Genomic DNA, 18,046 nt, shown 5'->3' on the forward strand with positions numbered 1-18,046 from the left:
CCCTGCGCGCACAGCGCCCGACGCGTTCCGCACGCGTCGGGCGCTGTGCGCGGGCCGGCCGTCAGTAAGCGCTGAACACGTTGTCGATGGAGCCGTAGCGGGCGGCCGCGTAGTTGCAGGCTGCGGTGATGTTCGCTACCGGGTCGTACGAGTCCCAGGACGTGCCGTCGACGTGGTAGGCGCGGAAGGTGGGGTCGATGACCTGCAGCAGCCCCTTGGACGGGATGCCCGCGGCCGCGTTGGAGTCCCAGAGGTTGATGGCGTAGGGGTTGCCGGAGGACTCGCGGATGACGTTGCGGTAGATGCCGTTGTACGTCCCCGGGATGCCGTGCTGCGCCATGACGTGGAGCGAGGCGCGGATCCAGCCGTCGAGGTTGTTGGAGTACCCCAGGCTGGTGGCGGTGGCGACGGTCGGGGTCGCCGCGGAGGCGGTCGTGGCGCCGATCAGCGGGAGCGCCAGCACGGCGACTCCGGTGCCGGCGACGGCGAGCTTGCGGGCGAGGCGGGCGGTGCGGGTGCGGCGGTGAGCTGCAGCGGGCATGACGAATTTCCTCTCCAGCGCCTGCGAGGTGAGCTGTCGGGTTCGGGCGGGGAGCTGCCCGGTCGCGTCCTGACGGTCGCGACTTCACCCCGAGCCGCAGCGGGCTGTCCGAAACATCCGTGAAAATCCGGGACGTCAGGAACATCCGTTGCGGCGACTTACCTGGTTCCCCCGCTCCTGCCGTGCGTTCTCGGTGGGTGTCATGGGCGGCGGCAGGATTAGGCGTCCGCCTGACAGGCCGGGAACGTATGCGAGAGCACATGTCCGAAACAAGTACCGGATTCACAGATAACCTCTATTGACCTTGGTCTGTGACCTATGGGGCGCTTGATCCTTTGTGGGTGCAAAGCGTCAACTTGCTTGAGGGGTGGGGAGAATCGGTGAAGGGCGGGTGGGTGGCGGCCGGTCCGGCCGCGTGAGCCAACTCACCTGCGTTCACAAGGGCGGCGAAACGGGCATTAAGCCCAACTCATAGTCAAAGGAGCACGGATGAGCTGTCGTCCGCGCCGCGGCCTCGCGTCGACCGTTCGGGGTGCGTCATGTGCGGCCTCCGTGCGCTCGTCGCGCCGCCCGGGAAGGCCGCCGCTCCCGGAGGTGCGTGATAGTCGTCACGCCGGGCGCGAGGTGGGTGGAGGTGAGCGTGAAGGGGTGCCGTGAGGGCGTGCTGCGGAGGGCGGGGAGGAATGTGCAGGGATGGGTGGGTTCGCGTCGTCCGGGGTGGGGTGCGGGGTGGGGTTCGGGCCGTCCGGGGTGGAGGTGCGCGTGGGCGGCGGCCGGATGCGTCGGCGTGTCGGGTCCGCCCGTGAAGGGTCGCGCCCGGGGGCCGAGTCCGTGGGGAACGCCGCGTCTCGCGGACCGTCCGTTCCGGTGCCGGCCGCAGCCGGGGGCTCGGGGCGCCGCGGCCGGCGGGGCGGGAGCATGAAACGCTACCCCCGGGTAAACCGAAGGATGTCCGACCATATGAGCTGATCAGGAACTTGGCGGGTGGAATCCGCTGCCGCCCGACCTGACGGACACGCCTCCCGGGCGAGTCCATTCGAGCCCGGGGACGTGGGGGCTATCGGTGATCGAAACGTGACCGGATACGCTGACTTGAGTGAAGGCAGCGACCTATCGACAAACCGCGTAATCGCCAGTAGACACCAGCAGACAGGAGACCCCTCGTGACCGTCGTCGGGCCGTTCGGGCTGAGCGTGCGGGACCAGGCTCTGGAAGCCGATGTCCAGGCCGGATTGGCGGCTGTCGAGGAAGGGTTGCTCGAGGCCACCAAGAGCGAGGTCCCCTTCATCACGGAGGCCGCCCAGCACCTCGTGCGGGCGGGCGGGAAGCGGTTCCGGCCGCTGCTCGTGGTGCTCGCGTCGCAGTTCGGGGACAAGTACGCGCCGGGCGTCGTGCCGTCGGCCGTGGTGGTGGAGCTGACCCACCTGGCCACCCTGTACCACGACGACGTGATGGACGAGGCCGCCGTGCGGCGCGGGGTGCCCAGCGCGAACGCCCGCTGGGGGAACTCCGTCGCCGTCCTCACGGGTGACTTCCTCTTCGCCCGCGCCTCCCACATCCTGGCCGACCTCGGTCCGGAGGCGGTGCGGGTGCAGGCGGAGGCGTTCGAGCGGCTGGTCACCGGCCAGATCCTGGAGACCGCCGGTCCGACGGACGGGCGGGATCCGGTCGAGCACTACCTCGACGTGCTCGGCGGCAAGACGGGCTCGCTGGTGGCCGTGGCCTGCCGGTTCGGGGCGATGATGTCGGGCGCGGACGAGACGGTGGTCGACGTCCTGACCCAGTACGGCGAGCGGCTGGGCGTCGCGTTCCAGCTGGCGGACGACGTCCTGGACATCGCGTCCGACTCGCGCGAGTCGGGCAAGACGCCCGGCACGGATCTGCGCGAGGGCGTTCCCACGCTGCCGGTGCTGCGGCTGCGGGAGCGGGCGGCGCGGCTGGCGCTCCCCGAGGACGTCGCCCTGTGCGAGCTGCTGGACTCCGACCTGAGCGACGACGCCCGGCTCGACGAGGCCCTGAAGGCGCTCCGGGCCCATCCGGCGCTGGAGCAGGCCCGCCGGGACACCGTGCGGTACGCCAAGGACGCGCGCGCCGCGCTCGCGCCGTTGCGGGAGTGCGACGCGAAGGCCGCCCTGATGGAGCTCTGCGACGCGGTGGTCCACCGGGCGGGCTGACCCCGCCCGGGTCGGCCCCACCGGGCGGCCCCACCGGTCGTCCGTCCGGTCGGCCCCACCGGTCGCCCGTCCGGGCGGCCCCACCGGTCGCCCGTCCGGGCGGTCCCACACTGGTCGACCTCACCGTGCGAACCCGGGCGCCGGCCCGCCCGGCCCTGTGGCCCGCCCGGCCCTGTGGCCTGCCCGGCCCGGTGGCCGCCCGACCTGCCTTCCGGGGCCCCGCCGCGTCCCCCGTTCGTGTTCCCCCATCTCCCAACTCCGTGTCCCCCTGGGCCTCGGAGGCGTCGTCTCCCTCCCTACCCCTACGGGTAGGCCCTGTCGCGTCGGGGTCGTGTCATACCGCAGGCGTATGTGGAGTTGAGCCCTCGGGTTGACGCTTACGGCCGGCTGATTTGGTCAGATGGGGACTACGGAAAAACACCACTCCTCACCGATTCGGGTGAGAATGGCGGCTTGGGGCGGGGAACGCAGCGCGAGATGACCAGCCGCCGCCGACGACGGAGGTAAGGCACACATGGCACCGAAGGAATCCGACGACACCATGACCGGCGGGGAGGCGACCGGCGGGGAGGCCGACGACCTGCGCCTCCGACGCCGCAAGGCCGCACGGTACGTCGTTCCGGTCACCGTGATCGGTGTCGCGGCGGCGACGATCGGGCTCGTCCCGGCACTCGCCGACTCCGGCGACCCCGACCTGCCGAAGATCACTGCGCAGCAGCTCCTCGACAAGATCGCCGCCTCGGACGTCGAGCAGCTGTCCGGAACGGTGAAGATCACCACCGACCTCGGGCTGCCCGACCTCGGCGGGCTGGAGAGCGGGCTCCTCTCGGGCGCCGCAAAGGGCGATGACGGTTCGTCCGCCGATCCCTCGGCCAAGCTCACCGAGCTCGCCTCCGGCACGCACACCCTGCGCGTCGCCGCCGACGGCCCGGACCGGCAGAAGGTCTCGCTGCTGGAGCACGCCGCCGAGTACAGCGTCATCCACAACGGCAAGAACGTGTGGGGGTACGACAGCGCGTCCGACGAGGTCTACCACTCCACCGTCGACGAGAGCGCCGGCAAGGCCGAGACGCCGGTCCCGGCCACGCCCAAGGACCTCACCGAGGACGCCCTCAAGGCGGTCGACGACACGACCTCCGTGACCGTCGACGGCACCGTTCAGGTCGCGGGCCGTGACGCCTACAAGCTGCTCGTCAAGCCGAAGCAGTCCGGTTCCACGGTCGGTGCGATCAGCGTGGCCGTGGACGCCGAGACGGGCCTGCCGCTGAAGTTCACGCTGACCCCGGCGAGCGGCGGCTCCGCCGTCGTCGACGCCGGCTTCACCAAGATCAGCTTCGCTCGGCCCGCCGCGTCCACGTTCGACTTCACCGCCCCCAAGGGCGCGAAGGTCACCGAGGGCGACGCGGCCGACAAGGGCGACCACGGCGACAAGGGTGCCAAGGGCGACAGGGGGGCCGAGCCGGCTCCCGGGCACGATGGCTTCGACGGTTTCGGCGGGGGCATCGGCGGCGCGGCCGGTCCCGAGGGCCTGAAGGTCCTCGGCGAGGGCTGGACGTCCGTCGCCACGTTCGACACCGGCGGCAAGGGCGTGCCCTCGGGCTCCGGAGCCGGCGGCGACCTCGGCGGCTTCCTGGGCTCCCTCGGCGACAAGGTGAGCGGCGACTTCGGTTCCGGAACCGTCTTCTCCACCCGCCTGGTCAACGCGCTGATCACGGACGACGGCAAGGTCTACGCCGGCGCGGTCACCAAGGACGCGCTGGTGAAGGCGGCGAACACCGGGAAGTGACGACCGGGCCGGGGATCCGGCATCCGGGAGTGGCCGAGAGCAGGCCCGGGATGCCGAGGCCGGCCGAACAGGACGAAGTCGGTGAGGGAGGCCGAGGGTGACGGAGTCGGGGGAGTCGGCGGGGGAGTCCGCGGTGCAGTCCGCGGACGACGGCGCCGTCATCCGCACCCGCGCCCTCACCAAGCGCTACCGCGGCGGCCAGCTCGCCGTCGACGGCCTCGACCTGACCGTCCCGGCGGGCAGCGTCTTCGGCTTCCTCGGTCCCAACGGCTCCGGCAAGACCACCACCATCCGCATGCTGATGGGGCTCATCGAGCCCACGGCAGGCTCGGCCCGCGTCCTGGGACACCCCATGCCGCGGGCCGCGCGCGCCGTGCTGCCGCACGTCGGGGCGCTCATCGAGGGCCCCGCCCTGTACGGCTTCCTCTCCGGCCGCGACAACCTGCTCCGCTACGACGCCGCCGACCCGACCGCCGACCCGCGCACCCGGCGGGCGAGGGTCACGGCCGCGCTCGGACGGGTGGGGCTGACGGCCGCCGCCGGCAAGAAAGCGAAGGCGTACTCGCTCGGGATGAAGCAGCGGCTGGGCCTCGCCGCCGCCCTGCTCCAGCCCCGCCGCCTGCTCGTCCTCGACGAGCCGACCAACGGACTGGACCCGCAGGGCATGCGGGAGATCCGCTCGCTGGTCCGGGAGCTGGCCGCGGAGGGCACGACCGTCTTCCTCTCCTCGCATCTGCTCGACGAGATCGAGCAGGTGTGCACGCACGCGGCCGTGATGGCACAGGGCAGGCTGATCGTCCAGGGCCCGGTGGCGGACCTCGCGGCGGGCGCCCGAGGGCGGCTCGTCGTGACGACCCCGGATCCCGTCGAGGCGGCCCGGGTGCTGAAGGAACAGGGACTGGTCGATGTCGTCCTGGCGGAGGACCGGGCCAGTGCGGAGGCGCCGCCCGCGGACCGCGATCTCGCCGACGTGAACAGCGCGTTGGTGGCGGCGGGCGTGCGCGTGCGCGGCTTCATCGTCGAACGCGCCTCCCTGGAGGATGCGTTCGTGGCTCTCACGGGGGAGGGGTTCGATGTCGCGGGCTGAAGCCGGGACGGCGGACGACCGGAACCCGGCCTCGGCGTCGACCGGGACCGCAGGGGCCGCAGGGGCCGCTGTCCCCGGCGGGGCGGCCCGGGTCGGCGAGTCACTCCACCCCTCCGAGCCCTCCGAGTTCTCCGAGTCCTCCGGGCCTTCCGATCCTTCCGGGCGCTCTCGGTCCTCCCAGCGCTCCAGGCCCCCTTGGGTCTGGGCCCGGACCTTCGGGATCCTGCGCAGCGAACTGCTGATCACGTTCCGCCGCTGGCGCACTCTCGCTCTGCTGGGTGTGCTGGCGGCCGTGCCGATCCTGGTCGGGATCGCCGTGAAGATCGAGACGAGCGACGACTCGTCCGCGGGGCGTGGCGGAGGCGGCGGCGCGGGGCCCGCGTTCATCTCCCAGGTCACCAACAACGGCCTCTTCCTGGTCTTCACCGCGTTGGCCGTGACCCTGCCGTTCTTCCTGCCGATGGCCATCGGCGTCATCGCGGGCGACGCGATCGCCGGTGAGGCGAACGCCGGCACCCTGCGCTACCTCCTGGTCGCCCCGGCCGGCCGCACCCGCCTGCTGCTGGCCAAGTTCGCGACGGTCATGACCTTCTGCCTGGCGGCCACGCTCGTGGTCGCGCTCTCGGCGCTCACGGTGGGGGCGTTGCTCTTCCCGCTGGGCGACCTGACGACGATCTCCGGCACCCGGATCGACTTCGCGGACGGACTGCTCCGGGCACTGCTGATCGCCCTGGTCGTAGCCGTGTCGCTGACCGGCGTCGCCGCTCTCGGACTGTTCGTCTCCACGCTCACGAGCAGTGGTATCGCGGCGATGGCGACGACCGTCGGCCTGCTGATCACGGTCCAGATCCTCGACCAGATCCCCCAGCTCCACGCCGTGCAGCCGTACTTCTTCTCGCACTACTGGCTGTCCTTCGCCGACCTCATGCGCGAGCCGGTCTACTGGGACGACCTGCAGAAGAACCTCGGCCTGCAGGCCCTCTACGCGGCCGTCTTCGGCTCGGCGGCCTGGGCGCGCTTCACGACGAAGGACGTCACGGCGTAGCGGCCTGTGGGCCGTCGGAGCCTGTACGGGCGGATCCGCCGGTCACGCCGACCCGTCGGCAGGCTGATCCGGCGGCAGGCTGATCCGTCGTCATGCGGCTTCGTCGGTCAGGCTGATTCGTGCGGAAAACGGGCAGGCAGTGCCTCTCGGGCGAAGAAGGTCTTCGCGTTCGTCAGGGCCTCCGTGTCCGACAGGACGTCTCCGGGCTTGCTGCCGTTGCCGAGGAGCACTCCGCCGAAGCGCATCCCCAGGTAGGCCGCGGAGTTGCGGAGCGTGCCGACGAGCGGGTCGGCGACCTGGGGCCGGTCGTCCGCGAGCACGGTGACGCCCCAGAGGGTGCGCCCGGCCATGCTCGCCTTGAAGTCGAGGCCGGGGGTGCGCAGCCAGCCCGCCCAGTGGTCCATGTAGCGCTTGGTCTGGGTGGACACCGAGTACCAGTACAACGGGGACGCGATCACGATGTCGGTCGCGGCGAGGGTGGAGTCGAGCAGGAGCGCCGCGTTGCCCTCCGTGGGGCGGACACGGTCGCTGTCGTGCCGCAGGTCCACGAATTCGGGCAGCGGGTGCTCGGCCAGGCTGATCCACCGTTGCTCGACGCCGGGGGGCAGCTGCTCGGCGGCCTCGCGGGCCAGTGTCTCGGTGTTGCCGCCCGAACGGCTGCTGCCCAGGACGAACAGGAAACTGCGGTGCGTCATGATGCGATCCCCCAAGTAGTGAGCGTGCGAAGGTAGTCTGCCTCTGCATTATATGTGTGCGCAAGTACTTGTGTCTGAGGGTGGGCGCGCCCGGGCCCGGGGCTTCGGTCACCGGTGGCCCGGGTCAGCTCGTCCCGGTGGCCCGGATCAGCTCGTCCCGGCGGCTCGGGCGGTCGTCAGCAGCGTCATCTCCCCGTCCCGCGGCGCGACGATCTGCAGCCCCACCGGACAGCCGTCCGCGCCGAGCCCTGCCGGGACACTGATCGCCGGGTGCCCGCTCAGGTTGAACGCCCAGGTGAGCGCCGTCGAGAAGCGATCGCCCGGACCCTGGTGGCCGTGCGCCGCGTTCGGGGTCGTGGGCGTCAGCAGCAGATCGGCGCGGGCGAAGAACCCGGCCAGCAGACGGTCGTTCACCTCCCGGACCCGCTCCGCCTCACGGAGGTCCGCACCCGGAGTGCGCAGTGCCGACCAGGCCCGGGCCGGATCCTCCAGCCGCAGGGGCGCGGAGGACGGCGGCAGCAGCCTGACGGCCCCGGCGTCGGCGAGGCGCCGGGCGGCCGCACGGGCGAGGGCGAGCGGCTCGGGATCGGGGTCGGCGAAACCGAGATCGGGGGAGAAGACGGCGGTCGGCGGCCCCGGGGGATTCCCCTCCGGGCGCTCGCCCGCAGGGGCCATGGCCTGCCAGTACGCTTCGGCGTCCACCGCGTGCCGTACCAGCACTCCGGGCGCGGCCAGCCCTCCACGGTCGGAAGTCGTGGGCTGCCCCGGCTGCCCCGGCGGGCTCGGAGGCGTCGGCCGCCGTGCGTTCGTGACCTTCAGGCCGAGTACACCGCACCAGGCAGCCGGGATGCGCACCGACCCCGCGCCGTCGCTGCCGGTCGCCATGGGGACGAGACCGGCGGCCACCGCTGCCGCCGAGCCGGCCGAGGAGCCGCCCGGTGTGCGGTCGGCGCGCCAGGGGTTGATGGTACGGCCGTGGGCGCCGAGGCCCCAGGTCTGCCAGGGAGTGCCTGGTCCGGGTACCGAGGTCGCCCCTACGGGTACGCATCCGGCGGCGGTCAACGGCTCCGCCGCACGCAGCCCGTGACGCCCTTTCACGCCGATCGGCACTCCGGCCAGCGGCAGCCGAACGCCCGCGGCGACCCGCAGGTCGACCTCACGCGCCCACCTCCGCGCGCGCTCCTCCCACACCTCGGTGAAGGCGCACAGAAAGGGGTCGACCCGGGCGATCCGCGCGACCGTCTCATCGACGACGTCCACGGCCCGCAGCCGGCCGGCACGCACGTTCGCGGCGATTTCCACCCCGCTCCGGCCCGGGCCCCAGGCCCCGCCTTCGCTCCTGCCTCCGGCCCGGCCCGTGCTCCCGGCCGTCAGCGCGGCCTCGCGTCTGCCGCTCCGGTGAGCCGGGCCAGCGGGGCCGTCTCCCGCGGCAGGCTTCCGCTCAGGTCGCCGAGACGCCAGTCGGTCACCCACGGGACCCGGTACACGTCGATGACGGACTCGATCGCCCGCACCCGCTGCGCGAGCGGCCTGGGCAGCCGGCCGGGTGCGTCCGCCACGAGCACGACCGAGTCCAGGTCGAGCCCCGCCGGGGCCGCGCCGCGCCGGAAGACCTCCAGGGTCCGCAGGACGGACTCCAGCCCGGCCGCATGGGTGCGGGCGACCAGCAGCACGGACGGCGGATCACCGGCGCCGGGCCACTCGCGGCCGCTGTCGTGGCCGCCGTAGACCGCCGCGAGCGTGGAACTGCCGGCTCCGCCGTGCGTGGCCACCCACGAGAAGCGCCGGGGCGTCGCGACGGAGGCGTACGGTGTCGACGCCGGACCCGGACTCGTACCCGGACCCGGGCCTGGATCCGGTACGGTGACCGGTCCGCGGATCCAGATCTCCGGCCCGCGCAGCCCGTCCGTCGTCCCCATCCCGGTGTCCCTCCCAGTCGTCGTCGTCCCTCCGGGAAGCCCCTGATCCTGGCGGTCCCCGGAAGGTCCCCGGCAGAGGGACGTGGGTTCCTGGAACGAGGCTGTGACGTCGCGGTGACGTGAGGACCGGGAGGGCTCGGAGAGACTCAACAGTACGTGTACACGTACACGAAACTGGACGACCGGATCGTGACGACGCATCCGAGTGAGGAACCGATGTCTCGACTCAGCCGTGAGAAGAAGCGGGACCAGCAGCCCGCCGGCGGTACGGCCGCCGTGGTGGCGACGCTCGACGTCCATGTCCGCGGGGGTGGGACGGCGACCATAGGCGGTGTACCCGTCGTCGCGGCCGAGGGCGAGGAGATCCAGCGCGCCGTTCTGGGCCATCTCCACCGCATCGCCCTCGCCACCGGACACCCGGTCCTCGCCGCGGTCCGCGACGAACGCATCGGTTACGTCGTCCCCCTGCGCGTGGAACCCGACGGCTCCAGCCATTTCACCGCGGAACCCCTGCGAACGCCGACCGCGCCCCCGGCGCCCGCCCCGATGGCGCCTCCGGCCCCCGCCCCGACCGCGCCTCCCGCCCCGGCTGTGGGGGAGTCGGCCTCGGACCGGTCGAGCGTCCACTCGGCCGCCGCGGTCTCCGACGAGCAGCAGCAGCCGTCCCTTTCGGCATCGTCTTCATTGTCCTCTCAGCCGCGTGACGACAGGCCCACGCACTCCCTGCGCCAGGTGTCCGAGCCGGTGCGGGACGCGGCCCCGACCTTCGCGCTGCGCGCGGTGCCCGAGCCGGAACCGGCGCCCGAGCCGCAGCCGGAACCGAACGTCCAGGACGACGTCCCGTCGCTCGGCACGGTCACCGCCCCGACCGGCGTGTTCGGTCCGCCTCCGGCGATGGACGACCAGCCCCGTCCCGACACGGCCCCCGGCGCCACCCCGACTCCGACCCCTCTCCCGCCGCCCGTCTCCGCCCCGACCCCGCTCCCGCTGCCCGTGCCCGGCGCCGCACCCGTCTCGGCCTCCGCCTCCGCCTCCCTCTCCACCTCGGCCGCCACCCTCGCGGCCGCTCCCCGGCCCGCTTCCACGCCGTTTCTCCCCGACGGGCTCGTCGCCGAGCCCGACCCGGACTTCAAGCCCACGCCCGCCCGCGGCTTCGACGCCGTCGCCGAGGCGGTGCTGGGGGACGATCCCCGTACCCTGCACGGCGTCGGCGCCGTCCCCGCCCTCTTCGGGGAGCCGATGGCGCAGATCAACGAGGCTGTCCGGGCAGGCCGGACGGACGTCGCGGCCGGGCTCGCGGAGCGCACCGTCGTGGAGGCGTCCGGGACGCTGGGGCCGGAACACCCCGAAGTGCTCCGGCTGCGCGAACTCATGGCGTACATCGCCTATCTGGGAGGCGACCCGCTGCGGGCCTTCCACGTCTCCCTCGACCTGGCGCGCATCGGCCGCCGGGCCGGGGACGCGGAGGCCGCGTACGGCAACGTCCAGAGCGCGGCGACGGCCTGGCGTGCCGTGCGCGACCCCATGCAGGGGCTGAACCTGGGGACCGAACTCCTCGGCCTGTGGACGGAGCTCGTCGCCGAGGAGGGTCCCGCGGCCGACGACGTCGAGGAACTGGAGTCGGCCCGCGCGCGCATGCTCCGGCTGGCCGAACGCGCCCGCAAAGCGGGCGCGTAGCGGCCGGCCTGCGCAGGGGTCAGGAGGACAGCGCCCAGAGCGCGTAGGCGACGGCGTCCGCGTTGCGGTTCAGGGCGGTGTCGTTGATGTTGGCGGAGGTGTCGCAGGAGGAGTGGTAGCAGCGGTCGAAGGCCTGACCGGCCGTGCCGCCCCACTTGGCCGCCTGCGCCGCCGTCTTGACGTAGTCGGCGCCGCTGAACAGGCCGCCGACAGGGATGCCCGCGTTCTTGAAGGGGGCGTGGTCGGAACGGCCGTCGCCCTCGGTCTCTATCTCCGTCGACACGCCGAGGCCGGTGAAGTAGTCCTTGAAGGTCTTCTCGATCGTCGGGTCGTCGTCGTAGACGAAGTAGCCGGGGTTCGGCGAGCCGATCATGTCGAAGTTGAGGTAGCCGCCGATGCGGGCGCGGTTCGCGGAGGAGAGGTTGTTGACGTAGTAGCGCGATCCGACCATGCCCAGCTCCTCCGCTCCCCACCAGGCGAACCGCAGGTGCTTGGCCGGGTGGTAGCCGGCCCGGGACACGGCGAGAGCCGTCTCCAGCACGGCCGCCGAACCGGAGCCGTTGTCGTTGATGCCCGCCCCGGCCGTGACGCTGTCGAGGTGGGAGCCGGCCATGACGACGTGGTCGGCGTCGCCGCCGGGCCAGTCGGCGACCAGGTTGTAGCCGGTGCGGCCGGACGATGTGAACTGCTGGACGGCGGTGGTGAAGCCGGCGGCGTCCAGCTTGGCCTTCACGTAGTCGAGCGAGGCCTTGTAACCGGTGCGGCCGTGAGCGCGGTTGCCGCCGTTGGCGGTGGCGATGGACTGCAACTGGGCAAGATGCGCCTTGACGTTGGCCAGGGGGATGTCGGGAGCGGCGGCGAGCGCGGCGGACTCGGGCGCGGGGGCCGCCCCCGCTATGGATCCACCAGTCAGGAGCATGACAAGCGAAATGCTGCCGACGAGCGCCGTGCGCCGCGAAAAGGGGAGCTTCATGTGGGGGGCTCCGGATTCCTCGGGAATCACCGGGTCACAGTGATTCCACAGTGAGTGGGGTTCCAGGATGGTGAACTCGCCACTGACTTCACGTCAAGAGCGGCAACCGGACACGGGATCCGTCCACGGGCTTCACTCACGGGCTTCACTCACGGGATCTGCCGACGGGGTTCACCCCACGGCGTTCACCCAAGGGATCCACCCACAGGGTGCACCCACCGGACGCACCCACCGGACGCACCCACCGGACAGGGTGAAGCCCCCGTCTAGTGCACGCAGAACTCGTTCCCCTCCGGGTCCGCCATCACCGTCCACGCTCCGGACGGCTCCTTCACCTCCTGCAGCACGCTCGCGCCCAGCCCCCGCAACCGCTCGACCTCGTCGGCCCGCCGTTCCGCGCCGGGATGCAGATCGATGTGCAGCCGGTTCTTCACCGTCTTGGCCTCCGGCACCCGCTGGAATAGCAGCCGCCGTCCCTGACCGGTCCCGCTGTCGGGGTCGTAGGGGTCGTCGGGGTGGCGTACGGCGATCAGGTCCCGGAAGGCGGGACGGCCGTGGAACTCCAGCGTCGCCGCGCCGGGCAGCGCGCCCAGCTCCAGCAGCCGCTCGATCAGCGCGCTGTTGTCCTCGGTCTCGTAGTGCAGCGCGGACGCCCAGAAATCGGCTTGTGCGTGCGGGTCGGCGGCATCGACGACGAGCTTCCAGTGCACGGGCGCGGGCGCGGCCCCGGATCCTGAGGTTGAGTCGGTCATGCAGCCACTAGTAGCAGCCCTGTGCCGCCGCTGCCTCCGGTATGCCGTCATCCGACCGGGCCGCCGTCACGTCAACCACCCGGGCCGCCACGACGTCATCCGGGTGGTTGACGTGATCGGTAGAACCGCCGGTCAGGGCTTGGGCAGGGGAGGGGCCGTCGCCTCCGGAGTGGGAGCCGCCGGAGCGGATACCGTCGGAGCGGAGGCCTCGGGCGCCGGAATTCGGGGCGCGCCGGACGCGGCGGAGGCCACCTCTTCGGCGCGGATCCGGGCCAGCTCGGCGGCCAGGGTCCGGGACGTCCGGCGCGAGGTGCGCAGTGCGTCACCGGTGAGCAGCGCCAGCGCCAGCCACACCAGGGCGAACCCGGCCCACCGCTCGGGCGGCATGGCCTCGCCGAAGTACAGGACGCCGAGCAGGAACTGGAAGACCGGTGCCAGGTACTGCAGCAGGCCCAGCGTGGACAGCGGCACGCGGATCGCCGCCGCGCCGAAGCAGACGAGGGGGAGTGCGGTGACGATGCCCGTCGAGGCGAGCAGGGCCGCGTGTCCGGGACCCTCGGTCGTGAAGGTGGCGTCGCCGTGGGCGGACAGCCACAGCAGATAGCCGAGGGCGGGCAGGAACTGGACAGCGGTCTCGGCGGCCAGCGACTCGACCCCGCCGAGGTTGACCTTCTTCTTCACCAGCCCGTAGGTGGCGAAGGAGAACGCCAGACAGAGGGAGATCCACGGAGGCCGGCCGAAGCCGACGGTCAGGACCAGCACCGCCGCCAGGCCGACGCCGACCGCCGTCCACTGCACGGGCCGCAGCCGCTCCTTCAGGAGCAGTACCCCCATGGCTATCGTGACCAGCGGATTGATGAAGTACCCGAGCGAGGCCTCGACCACGTGTCCGCTGTTCACGGCCCAGATGTAGACGCCCCAGTTCACGGTGATGACGGCCGCGGCGACCACCACGAGCGCCAGTCGGCGCGGCTGGCGCAGCAGCTCGCCGGCCCACGCCCAGCGCCGTACGAACAACAGCGCGGCCGCGACGAAGGCGAGGGACCAGACCATGCGGTGGGCGAGGATCTCCGTCGCCCCGGCCGGCTTGAGCAGCGGCCAGAAGAGGGGCACCAGTCCCCACATCCCGTATGCCGCGAAGCCGTTCAGCAGGCCTGTACGGCCCTCACTCCTCGACGTCCCGGCCACGGGCACCTCCTTCTCACGTCATGCATGCGAGGACGAAGGTAACGCCGGGCGCCCCCGTCTGTCATGCCCGTATCGCCATACGGTCATGACAGCGGGGGCGTCCGATGGGCGCGCTGCCGAGCGGGGGAGTGTCAGGCCTTGAGCGCGGCCGTGATCGCCTCCGCCAGCGGGGTGGTGGGCCGGCCGGCCAGCCGGGAGAGGTCGCCGCCGGTGACGACCAGCTCGCCCTTCTCGATGGACGCGTCCACGCCGGCCAGGATCGCGGCGAGCGGTCCGGGCAGCCCGGCGCCGGCCAGGATGCCGGTGAGCACCTCGGTGGACACGGCGTTGTAGACGATCTCCCTGCCGGTCTGCCGGCTCAGTTCCGCGGCGTACTCGGCGAAGCTCCACGCCTCGTCGCCGCCCAGCTCGTACGTCTTGTTCTCGTGGCCCTCGCCGGTCAGCACGGCGACCGCCGCGGCCGCGTAGTCGGCGCGGGAGGCGGAGGAGACGCGGCCCTCCCCGGCGGCCGCGACGACGGCGTCGTGCTCCAGCACCGGGGCGAGGTTCTCGGTGTAGTTCTCGTGGTACCAGCCGTTGCGCAGCAGCGTGTACGGCAGGCCGGAGGCGAGCAGGGCCTGCTCGGTGGTGCGGTGGTCGTCGGCGAGAGCCGCGCTCAGCGCGCCCGGTGCGCTCGTGTAGGCCAGAAGCGCGACCCCGGCCGCCTTCGCGGCGTCGATCACGACCTGGTGCTGGGCGGGGCGGCCCTTGTCGAACTCGTTGCCCGAGATCAGCAGCACCTTGTCGCCGGCGGCGAAGACGCTGTCGAAGGTCTCGGGGGCGTTGTAGTCGGCGACGGCGAGCTTCACGCCGCGCGCGGCGAGGTCGGCGGCCTTGGCCTCGTCCCGTACGACGGCCGTGATCCGGTCCGCGGGGACCTTGTCCAGCAGCTGCTCGACGACGTGGCGGCCGAGGTGTCCGGTGGCTCCGGTGACGACGATGCTCATGGCTCAGGAACTCCTAGTGGGGGTCGGCGGGTCTGTCACCGACCTTAGGAGGTGCACTAACTAAGCGAAAGTACCCACTTTGAAGTAAGGTACTGGCATGACGGTAAGCAAGCAGGTCAGCAAGGTGGGTCCCGTCGAGGCCGAGGGCATGTGCCCCTACCGGCTCGTCCTCGAACACCTCACCAGCCGCTGGGGCGTCCTGGTGCTGATCGAGCTGCTCGACCGCTCGCACCGGTTCAGCGAACTGCGCCGGGCGGTCGGCCAGGTGGGCCGGCCCGTCAGCGAGAAGATGCTCACGCAGACCCTCCAGAACCTCGAACGCGACGGACTGGTGAACCGGGACGCCAAGCCCGTCATCCCGCCCCGCGTCGACTACTCCCTCACCGAGCTGGGCCGCGAGGCCGCCGAGCAGGTACGCGCGCTGGCCGGGTGGACGCACGCCCGGATGCCGGACGTCGAGAAGGCCCGTCAGGCCTACGACGAGGCCCGGGAACTGCGCTCCCGGGCCTCGTGAACCGCTGCGCCCCTCAGCCGACGACGGTCCAGGTGTCCCCGCCCGCCAGCAGTGCGGCCAGGTCGCCTTTGCCGTGCTGTTCGACGGCGGTGTCGAGCTGGTCGGCCATCAGGGTGTCGTAGACGGGTCGTTCGACGGAGCGCAGGACGCCGATCGGGGTGTGGTGCAGGGTGTCGGGGTCGGCGAGGCGGGACAGGGCGAACGCGGTGGTGGGCGACGCGGCGTGCGCGTCGTGCACCAGGACGTCCGTCTCGTTCTGCGGGGTCACCGTGACGACCCGCAGATCGCCGGTCTGCCGGTCGCGCACGACCCCCCGCGCCCCGTCCGTGCCGAATCGGATGGGCTGTCCGTGTTCCAGGCGGATCACGGCGTCCTGGGCCGACTGCCGGTCCTTGAGCGCCTCGAACGCGCCGTCGTTGAAGATGTTGCAGTTCTGGTAGATCTCCACCAGTGCGGTGCCCGGATGGGCGGCGGCCTGGCGCAGGACGTCGGTGAGGTGCTTGCGGTCCGAGTCCACGGTGCGGGCCACGAACGACGCCTCGGCGCCCAGGGCCAGCGACACCGGGTTGAAGGGGGCGTCCAGGGAGCCCATCGGCGTGGATTTGGTGATCTTGCCGACTTCGGAGGTGGGGGAGTACTGGCCTTTGGTGAGGCCGTAGATGCGGTTGTTGAACAGCAGGATCTTGAGGTTGACGTTGCGGCGCAGGGCGTGGATGAGGTGGTTGCCGCCGATGGACAGGGCGTCGCCGTCTCCGGTGACCACCCACACGCTCAGGTCGCGGCGGGAGGCGGCCAGTCCGGTCGCGATGGCCGGGGCGCGTCCGTGGATGGAGTGCATCCCGTAGGGGTTCATGTAGTAGGGGAAGCGTGAGGAGCAGCCGATGCCGGAGACGAAGACGATGTTCTCCTTGGCCAGCCCGAGTTCCGGCNCCCATCGGCGTGGATTTGGTGATCTTGCCGACTTCGGAGGTGGGGGAGTACTGGCCTTTGGTGAGGCCGTAGATGCGGTTGTTGAACAGCAGGATCTTGAGGTTGACGTTGCGGCGCAGGGCGTGGATGAGGTGGTTGCCGCCGATGGACAGGGCGTCGCCGTCTCCGGTGACCACCCACACGCTCAGGTCGCGGCGGGAGGCGGCCAGTCCGGTCGCGATGGCCGGGGCGCGTCCGTGGATGGAGTGCATCCCGTAGGTGTTCATGTAGTAGGGGAAGCGTGAGGAGCAGCCGATGCCGGAGACGAAGACGATGTTCTCCTTGGCCAGCCCGAGTTCCGGCATGAAGCCCTGGACGGCCGCCAGGATCGCGTAGTCGCCGCAGCCGGGGCACCAGCGCACTTCCTGATCGGACTTGAAGTCCTTCATGGACTGCCTGGCCTCGGCCTTGGGGACGAGCGAGAGCGCCTCGATCGTGCCCGTGCCGTCCGCTGAGGTCTCAGCCATCGATGGCCTCCTTGAGCGCCGTGGCGAGCTGTTCCGCCTTGAACGGCATGCCGTTGACCTGGTTGTAGGAGTGCGCGTCGACCAGGTACYTCGCACGCAGCAGCATCGCGAGCTGGCCGAGGTTCATCTCGGGCACGACGACTTTGTCGTACCGCTCGAGGACCGTGCCGAGGTTGTGCGGGAAGGGGTTCAGRTGCCGCAGGTGGGCCTGTGCGATCGCCTCGCCGGCGGTCCGCAGCCGCCGCACCGCCGCGGTGATCGGGCCGTAGGTGGAGCCCCAGCCCAGTACCAGRGTGCTCGCTGCGTGCGGATCGTCCACCTCGAGGTCGGCGACGTCGATGCCGTCGATCTTGGCCTGCCGGGTGCGGACCATGAAGTCGTGGTTGGCGGGSGAGTACGAGATGTTCCCCGTGCCGTCCTCCTTCTCGATCCCGCCGATGCGGTGCTCCAGACCGGGCGTGCCCGGGAGCGCCCACGGCCGTGCCAGGGTCTGCGGGTCGCGTTTGTACGGCCAGAACACCTCGCTGCCGTCGTCCAGCGTGTGGTTGGGTCCCTGTGCGAACTGCACGCGCAGGTCCGGCAGTTCCTCCGGTTCCGGGATCCGCCAGGGTTCGGAGCCGTTGGCCAGGTAGCCGTCGGAGAGCAGCATCACCGGCGTGCGGTAGGTCAGCGCGATCCGGGCCGCTTCCAGCGCCGCGTCGAAACAGTCCGCCGGCGTGCACGGCGCGACGACGGGCACCGGGGCCTCCCCGTTGCGGCCGTACATSGCCTGCAGCAGATCCGCCTGCTCGGTCTTGGTGGGCAGTCCCGTGGACGGGCCGCCGCGCTGGATGTCGATCACCAGCAGCGGCAGTTCGAGGGAGACCGCGAGCCCGATCGTCTCCGACTTCAGCGCCACGCCCGGGCCGGACGTGGTCGTCACGGCCAGCGAACCGCCGAACGCGGCYCCCAGTGCCGCACCGATGCCGGCGATCTCGTCCTCCGCCTGGAAGGTGCGCACGCCGAAGTTCTTGTGCCGGCTGAGCTCGTGCAGGATGTCCGAGGCCGGGGTGATCGGGTACGAGCCCAGGAACAGCGGCAGATCGGCCTGGCGGGAGGCGGCGACCAGCCCGTACGACAGCGCGAGGTTCCCGGAGATGTTGCGGTAGGTGCCCACCGGGAACGCCTTCGACGCCGGGGCCACCTCGTAGCTGACGGCGAAGTCCTCGGTCGTCTCGCCGAAGTTCCACCCGGCCCTGAACGCGGCGATGTTCGCGGCCGCGACGACGGGCTT

16 protein-coding genes, 1 pseudogene and 1 riboswitch are annotated in these 18,046 nt (G+C 71.7%); of the genes and pseudogenes, 6 read left to right on the top strand and 11 right to left on the bottom strand.

Features of this window, described 5'->3' with window-relative positions:
* Nucleotides 1–61: 61 nt before the first annotated feature.
* On the bottom strand, nt 62–541 hold the full coding sequence (locus tag BG482_RS13280; protein WP_069769190.1) for a transglycosylase SLT domain-containing protein: 480 nt from the start codon (nt 539–541) through the stop codon (nt 62–64).
* 3 nt (nt 542–544) lie between these two features.
* Nucleotides 545–747: riboswitch (cyclic di-AMP (ydaO/yuaA leader) on the bottom strand.
* Nucleotides 748–1,704: 957 nt separating this feature from the next.
* Between BG482_RS13280 and BG482_RS13285 the strand changes: the two genes are divergently transcribed.
* The 4 genes from BG482_RS13285 to BG482_RS13300 all read left to right on the top strand — a co-directional run bounded on the left by BG482_RS13285 (nt 1,705) and on the right by BG482_RS13300 (nt 6,633).
* Entirely contained in the window at nt 1,705–2,715 is a 1,011-nt protein-coding gene (locus BG482_RS13285; RefSeq protein ID WP_069769191.1) for a polyprenyl synthetase family protein, read from the top strand.
* Nucleotides 2,716–3,229: 514 nt separating this feature from the next.
* Entirely contained in the window at nt 3,230–4,501 is a 1,272-nt protein-coding gene (locus tag BG482_RS43900) for an outer membrane lipoprotein carrier protein LolA (protein ID WP_069769192.1), read from the top strand.
* A gap of 97 nt (nt 4,502–4,598) precedes the next feature.
* Nucleotides 4,599–5,588: an ABC transporter ATP-binding protein gene (locus tag BG482_RS13295; RefSeq protein WP_069769193.1), complete on the top strand. Its 990-nt coding sequence runs from the start codon at nt 4,599–4,601 to the stop codon at nt 5,586–5,588.
* Nucleotides 5,575–6,633, top strand: coding sequence for an ABC transporter permease (locus BG482_RS13300; protein ID WP_256096345.1), 1,059 nt, complete (start codon nt 5,575–5,577; stop codon nt 6,631–6,633). The genes BG482_RS13295 and BG482_RS13300 overlap by 14 nt, the downstream gene beginning before the upstream one ends.
* 107 nt (nt 6,634–6,740) lie before the next feature.
* On the opposite strand, the gene BG482_RS13305 is transcribed toward BG482_RS13300, so the two are convergent.
* The 3 genes from BG482_RS13305 to BG482_RS13315 form a co-directional block, all read right to left on the bottom strand.
* Nucleotides 6,741–7,328, bottom strand: coding sequence for a flavodoxin family protein (locus tag BG482_RS13305; protein WP_069769194.1), 588 nt, complete (start codon nt 7,326–7,328; stop codon nt 6,741–6,743).
* A 147-nt stretch (nt 7,329–7,475) separates the two neighbouring features.
* Entirely contained in the window at nt 7,476–8,630 is a 1,155-nt protein-coding gene (locus tag BG482_RS13310; RefSeq protein ID WP_069769195.1) for an amidase, read from the bottom strand.
* Between the two features lie 68 nt (nt 8,631–8,698).
* Nucleotides 8,699–9,247, bottom strand: a complete 549-nt coding sequence (locus BG482_RS13315; protein WP_069769196.1) for a hypothetical protein — start codon at nt 9,245–9,247, stop codon at nt 8,699–8,701.
* A 216-nt stretch (nt 9,248–9,463) separates the two neighbouring features.
* Here BG482_RS13315 and BG482_RS43425 point away from each other — a divergent pair, with 216 nt between their 5' ends.
* A complete protein-coding gene (locus BG482_RS43425; RefSeq protein WP_069769220.1) occupies nt 9,464–10,924 on the top strand; it encodes a hypothetical protein in 1,461 nt (486 codons plus the stop codon).
* Nucleotides 10,925–10,943: 19 nt separating this feature from the next.
* Here BG482_RS43425 and BG482_RS13325 read toward each other — a convergent pair whose 3' ends face one another.
* The 4 genes from BG482_RS13325 to BG482_RS13340 all read right to left on the bottom strand — a co-directional run bounded on the left by BG482_RS13325 (nt 10,944) and on the right by BG482_RS13340 (nt 14,823).
* Nucleotides 10,944–11,897, bottom strand: coding sequence for a M28 family metallopeptidase (locus BG482_RS13325; protein WP_069769197.1), 954 nt, complete (start codon nt 11,895–11,897; stop codon nt 10,944–10,946).
* A 266-nt stretch (nt 11,898–12,163) separates the two neighbouring features.
* Complete coding sequence (locus BG482_RS13330) at nt 12,164–12,649, bottom strand: VOC family protein (protein WP_069769198.1); 486 nt, start codon at nt 12,647–12,649, stop codon at nt 12,164–12,166.
* Nucleotides 12,650–12,781: 132 nt separating this feature from the next.
* Entirely contained in the window at nt 12,782–13,837 is a 1,056-nt protein-coding gene (gene rarD / locus BG482_RS13335) for an EamA family transporter RarD (protein WP_069769199.1), read from the bottom strand.
* Between the two features lie 131 nt (nt 13,838–13,968).
* Nucleotides 13,969–14,823 carry an SDR family oxidoreductase gene (locus BG482_RS13340; RefSeq protein ID WP_069769200.1) on the bottom strand — a complete coding sequence of 285 codons (855 nt, stop codon included), beginning with the start codon at nt 14,821–14,823 and terminating at the stop codon, nt 13,969–13,971.
* A gap of 97 nt (nt 14,824–14,920) precedes the next feature.
* Here BG482_RS13340 and BG482_RS13345 point away from each other — a divergent pair, with 97 nt between their 5' ends.
* Nucleotides 14,921–15,337: a helix-turn-helix domain-containing protein gene (locus BG482_RS13345; RefSeq protein ID WP_069769201.1), complete on the top strand. Its 417-nt coding sequence runs from the start codon at nt 14,921–14,923 to the stop codon at nt 15,335–15,337.
* A gap of 13 nt (nt 15,338–15,350) precedes the next feature.
* Here the strand turns inward: BG482_RS13345 and BG482_RS13350 are convergent.
* From BG482_RS13350 to BG482_RS13360, 3 genes and pseudogenes are all read right to left on the bottom strand, one after another.
* On the bottom strand, nt 15,351–16,266 hold a 916-nt coding region (locus tag BG482_RS13350), incomplete at its 5' end, for a 2-oxoacid:ferredoxin oxidoreductase subunit beta (RefSeq protein WP_141746569.1).
* A gap of 1 nt (nt 16,267) precedes the next feature.
* A pseudogene (locus BG482_RS46120) lies at nt 16,268–16,773 on the bottom strand (thiamine pyrophosphate-dependent enzyme); the annotation flags it as partial.
* Nucleotides 16,766–18,046: 2-oxoacid:acceptor oxidoreductase subunit alpha (locus BG482_RS13360; RefSeq protein WP_069769203.1), on the bottom strand; the 1,281-nt coding region annotated here is incomplete at its 5' end. The pseudogene BG482_RS46120 and the gene BG482_RS13360, both read right to left, overlap by 8 nt.

This window comes from Streptomyces sp. LUP30 (assembly GCF_001746365.1).
Classification (GTDB): domain Bacteria; phylum Actinomycetota; class Actinomycetes; order Streptomycetales; family Streptomycetaceae; genus Streptomyces.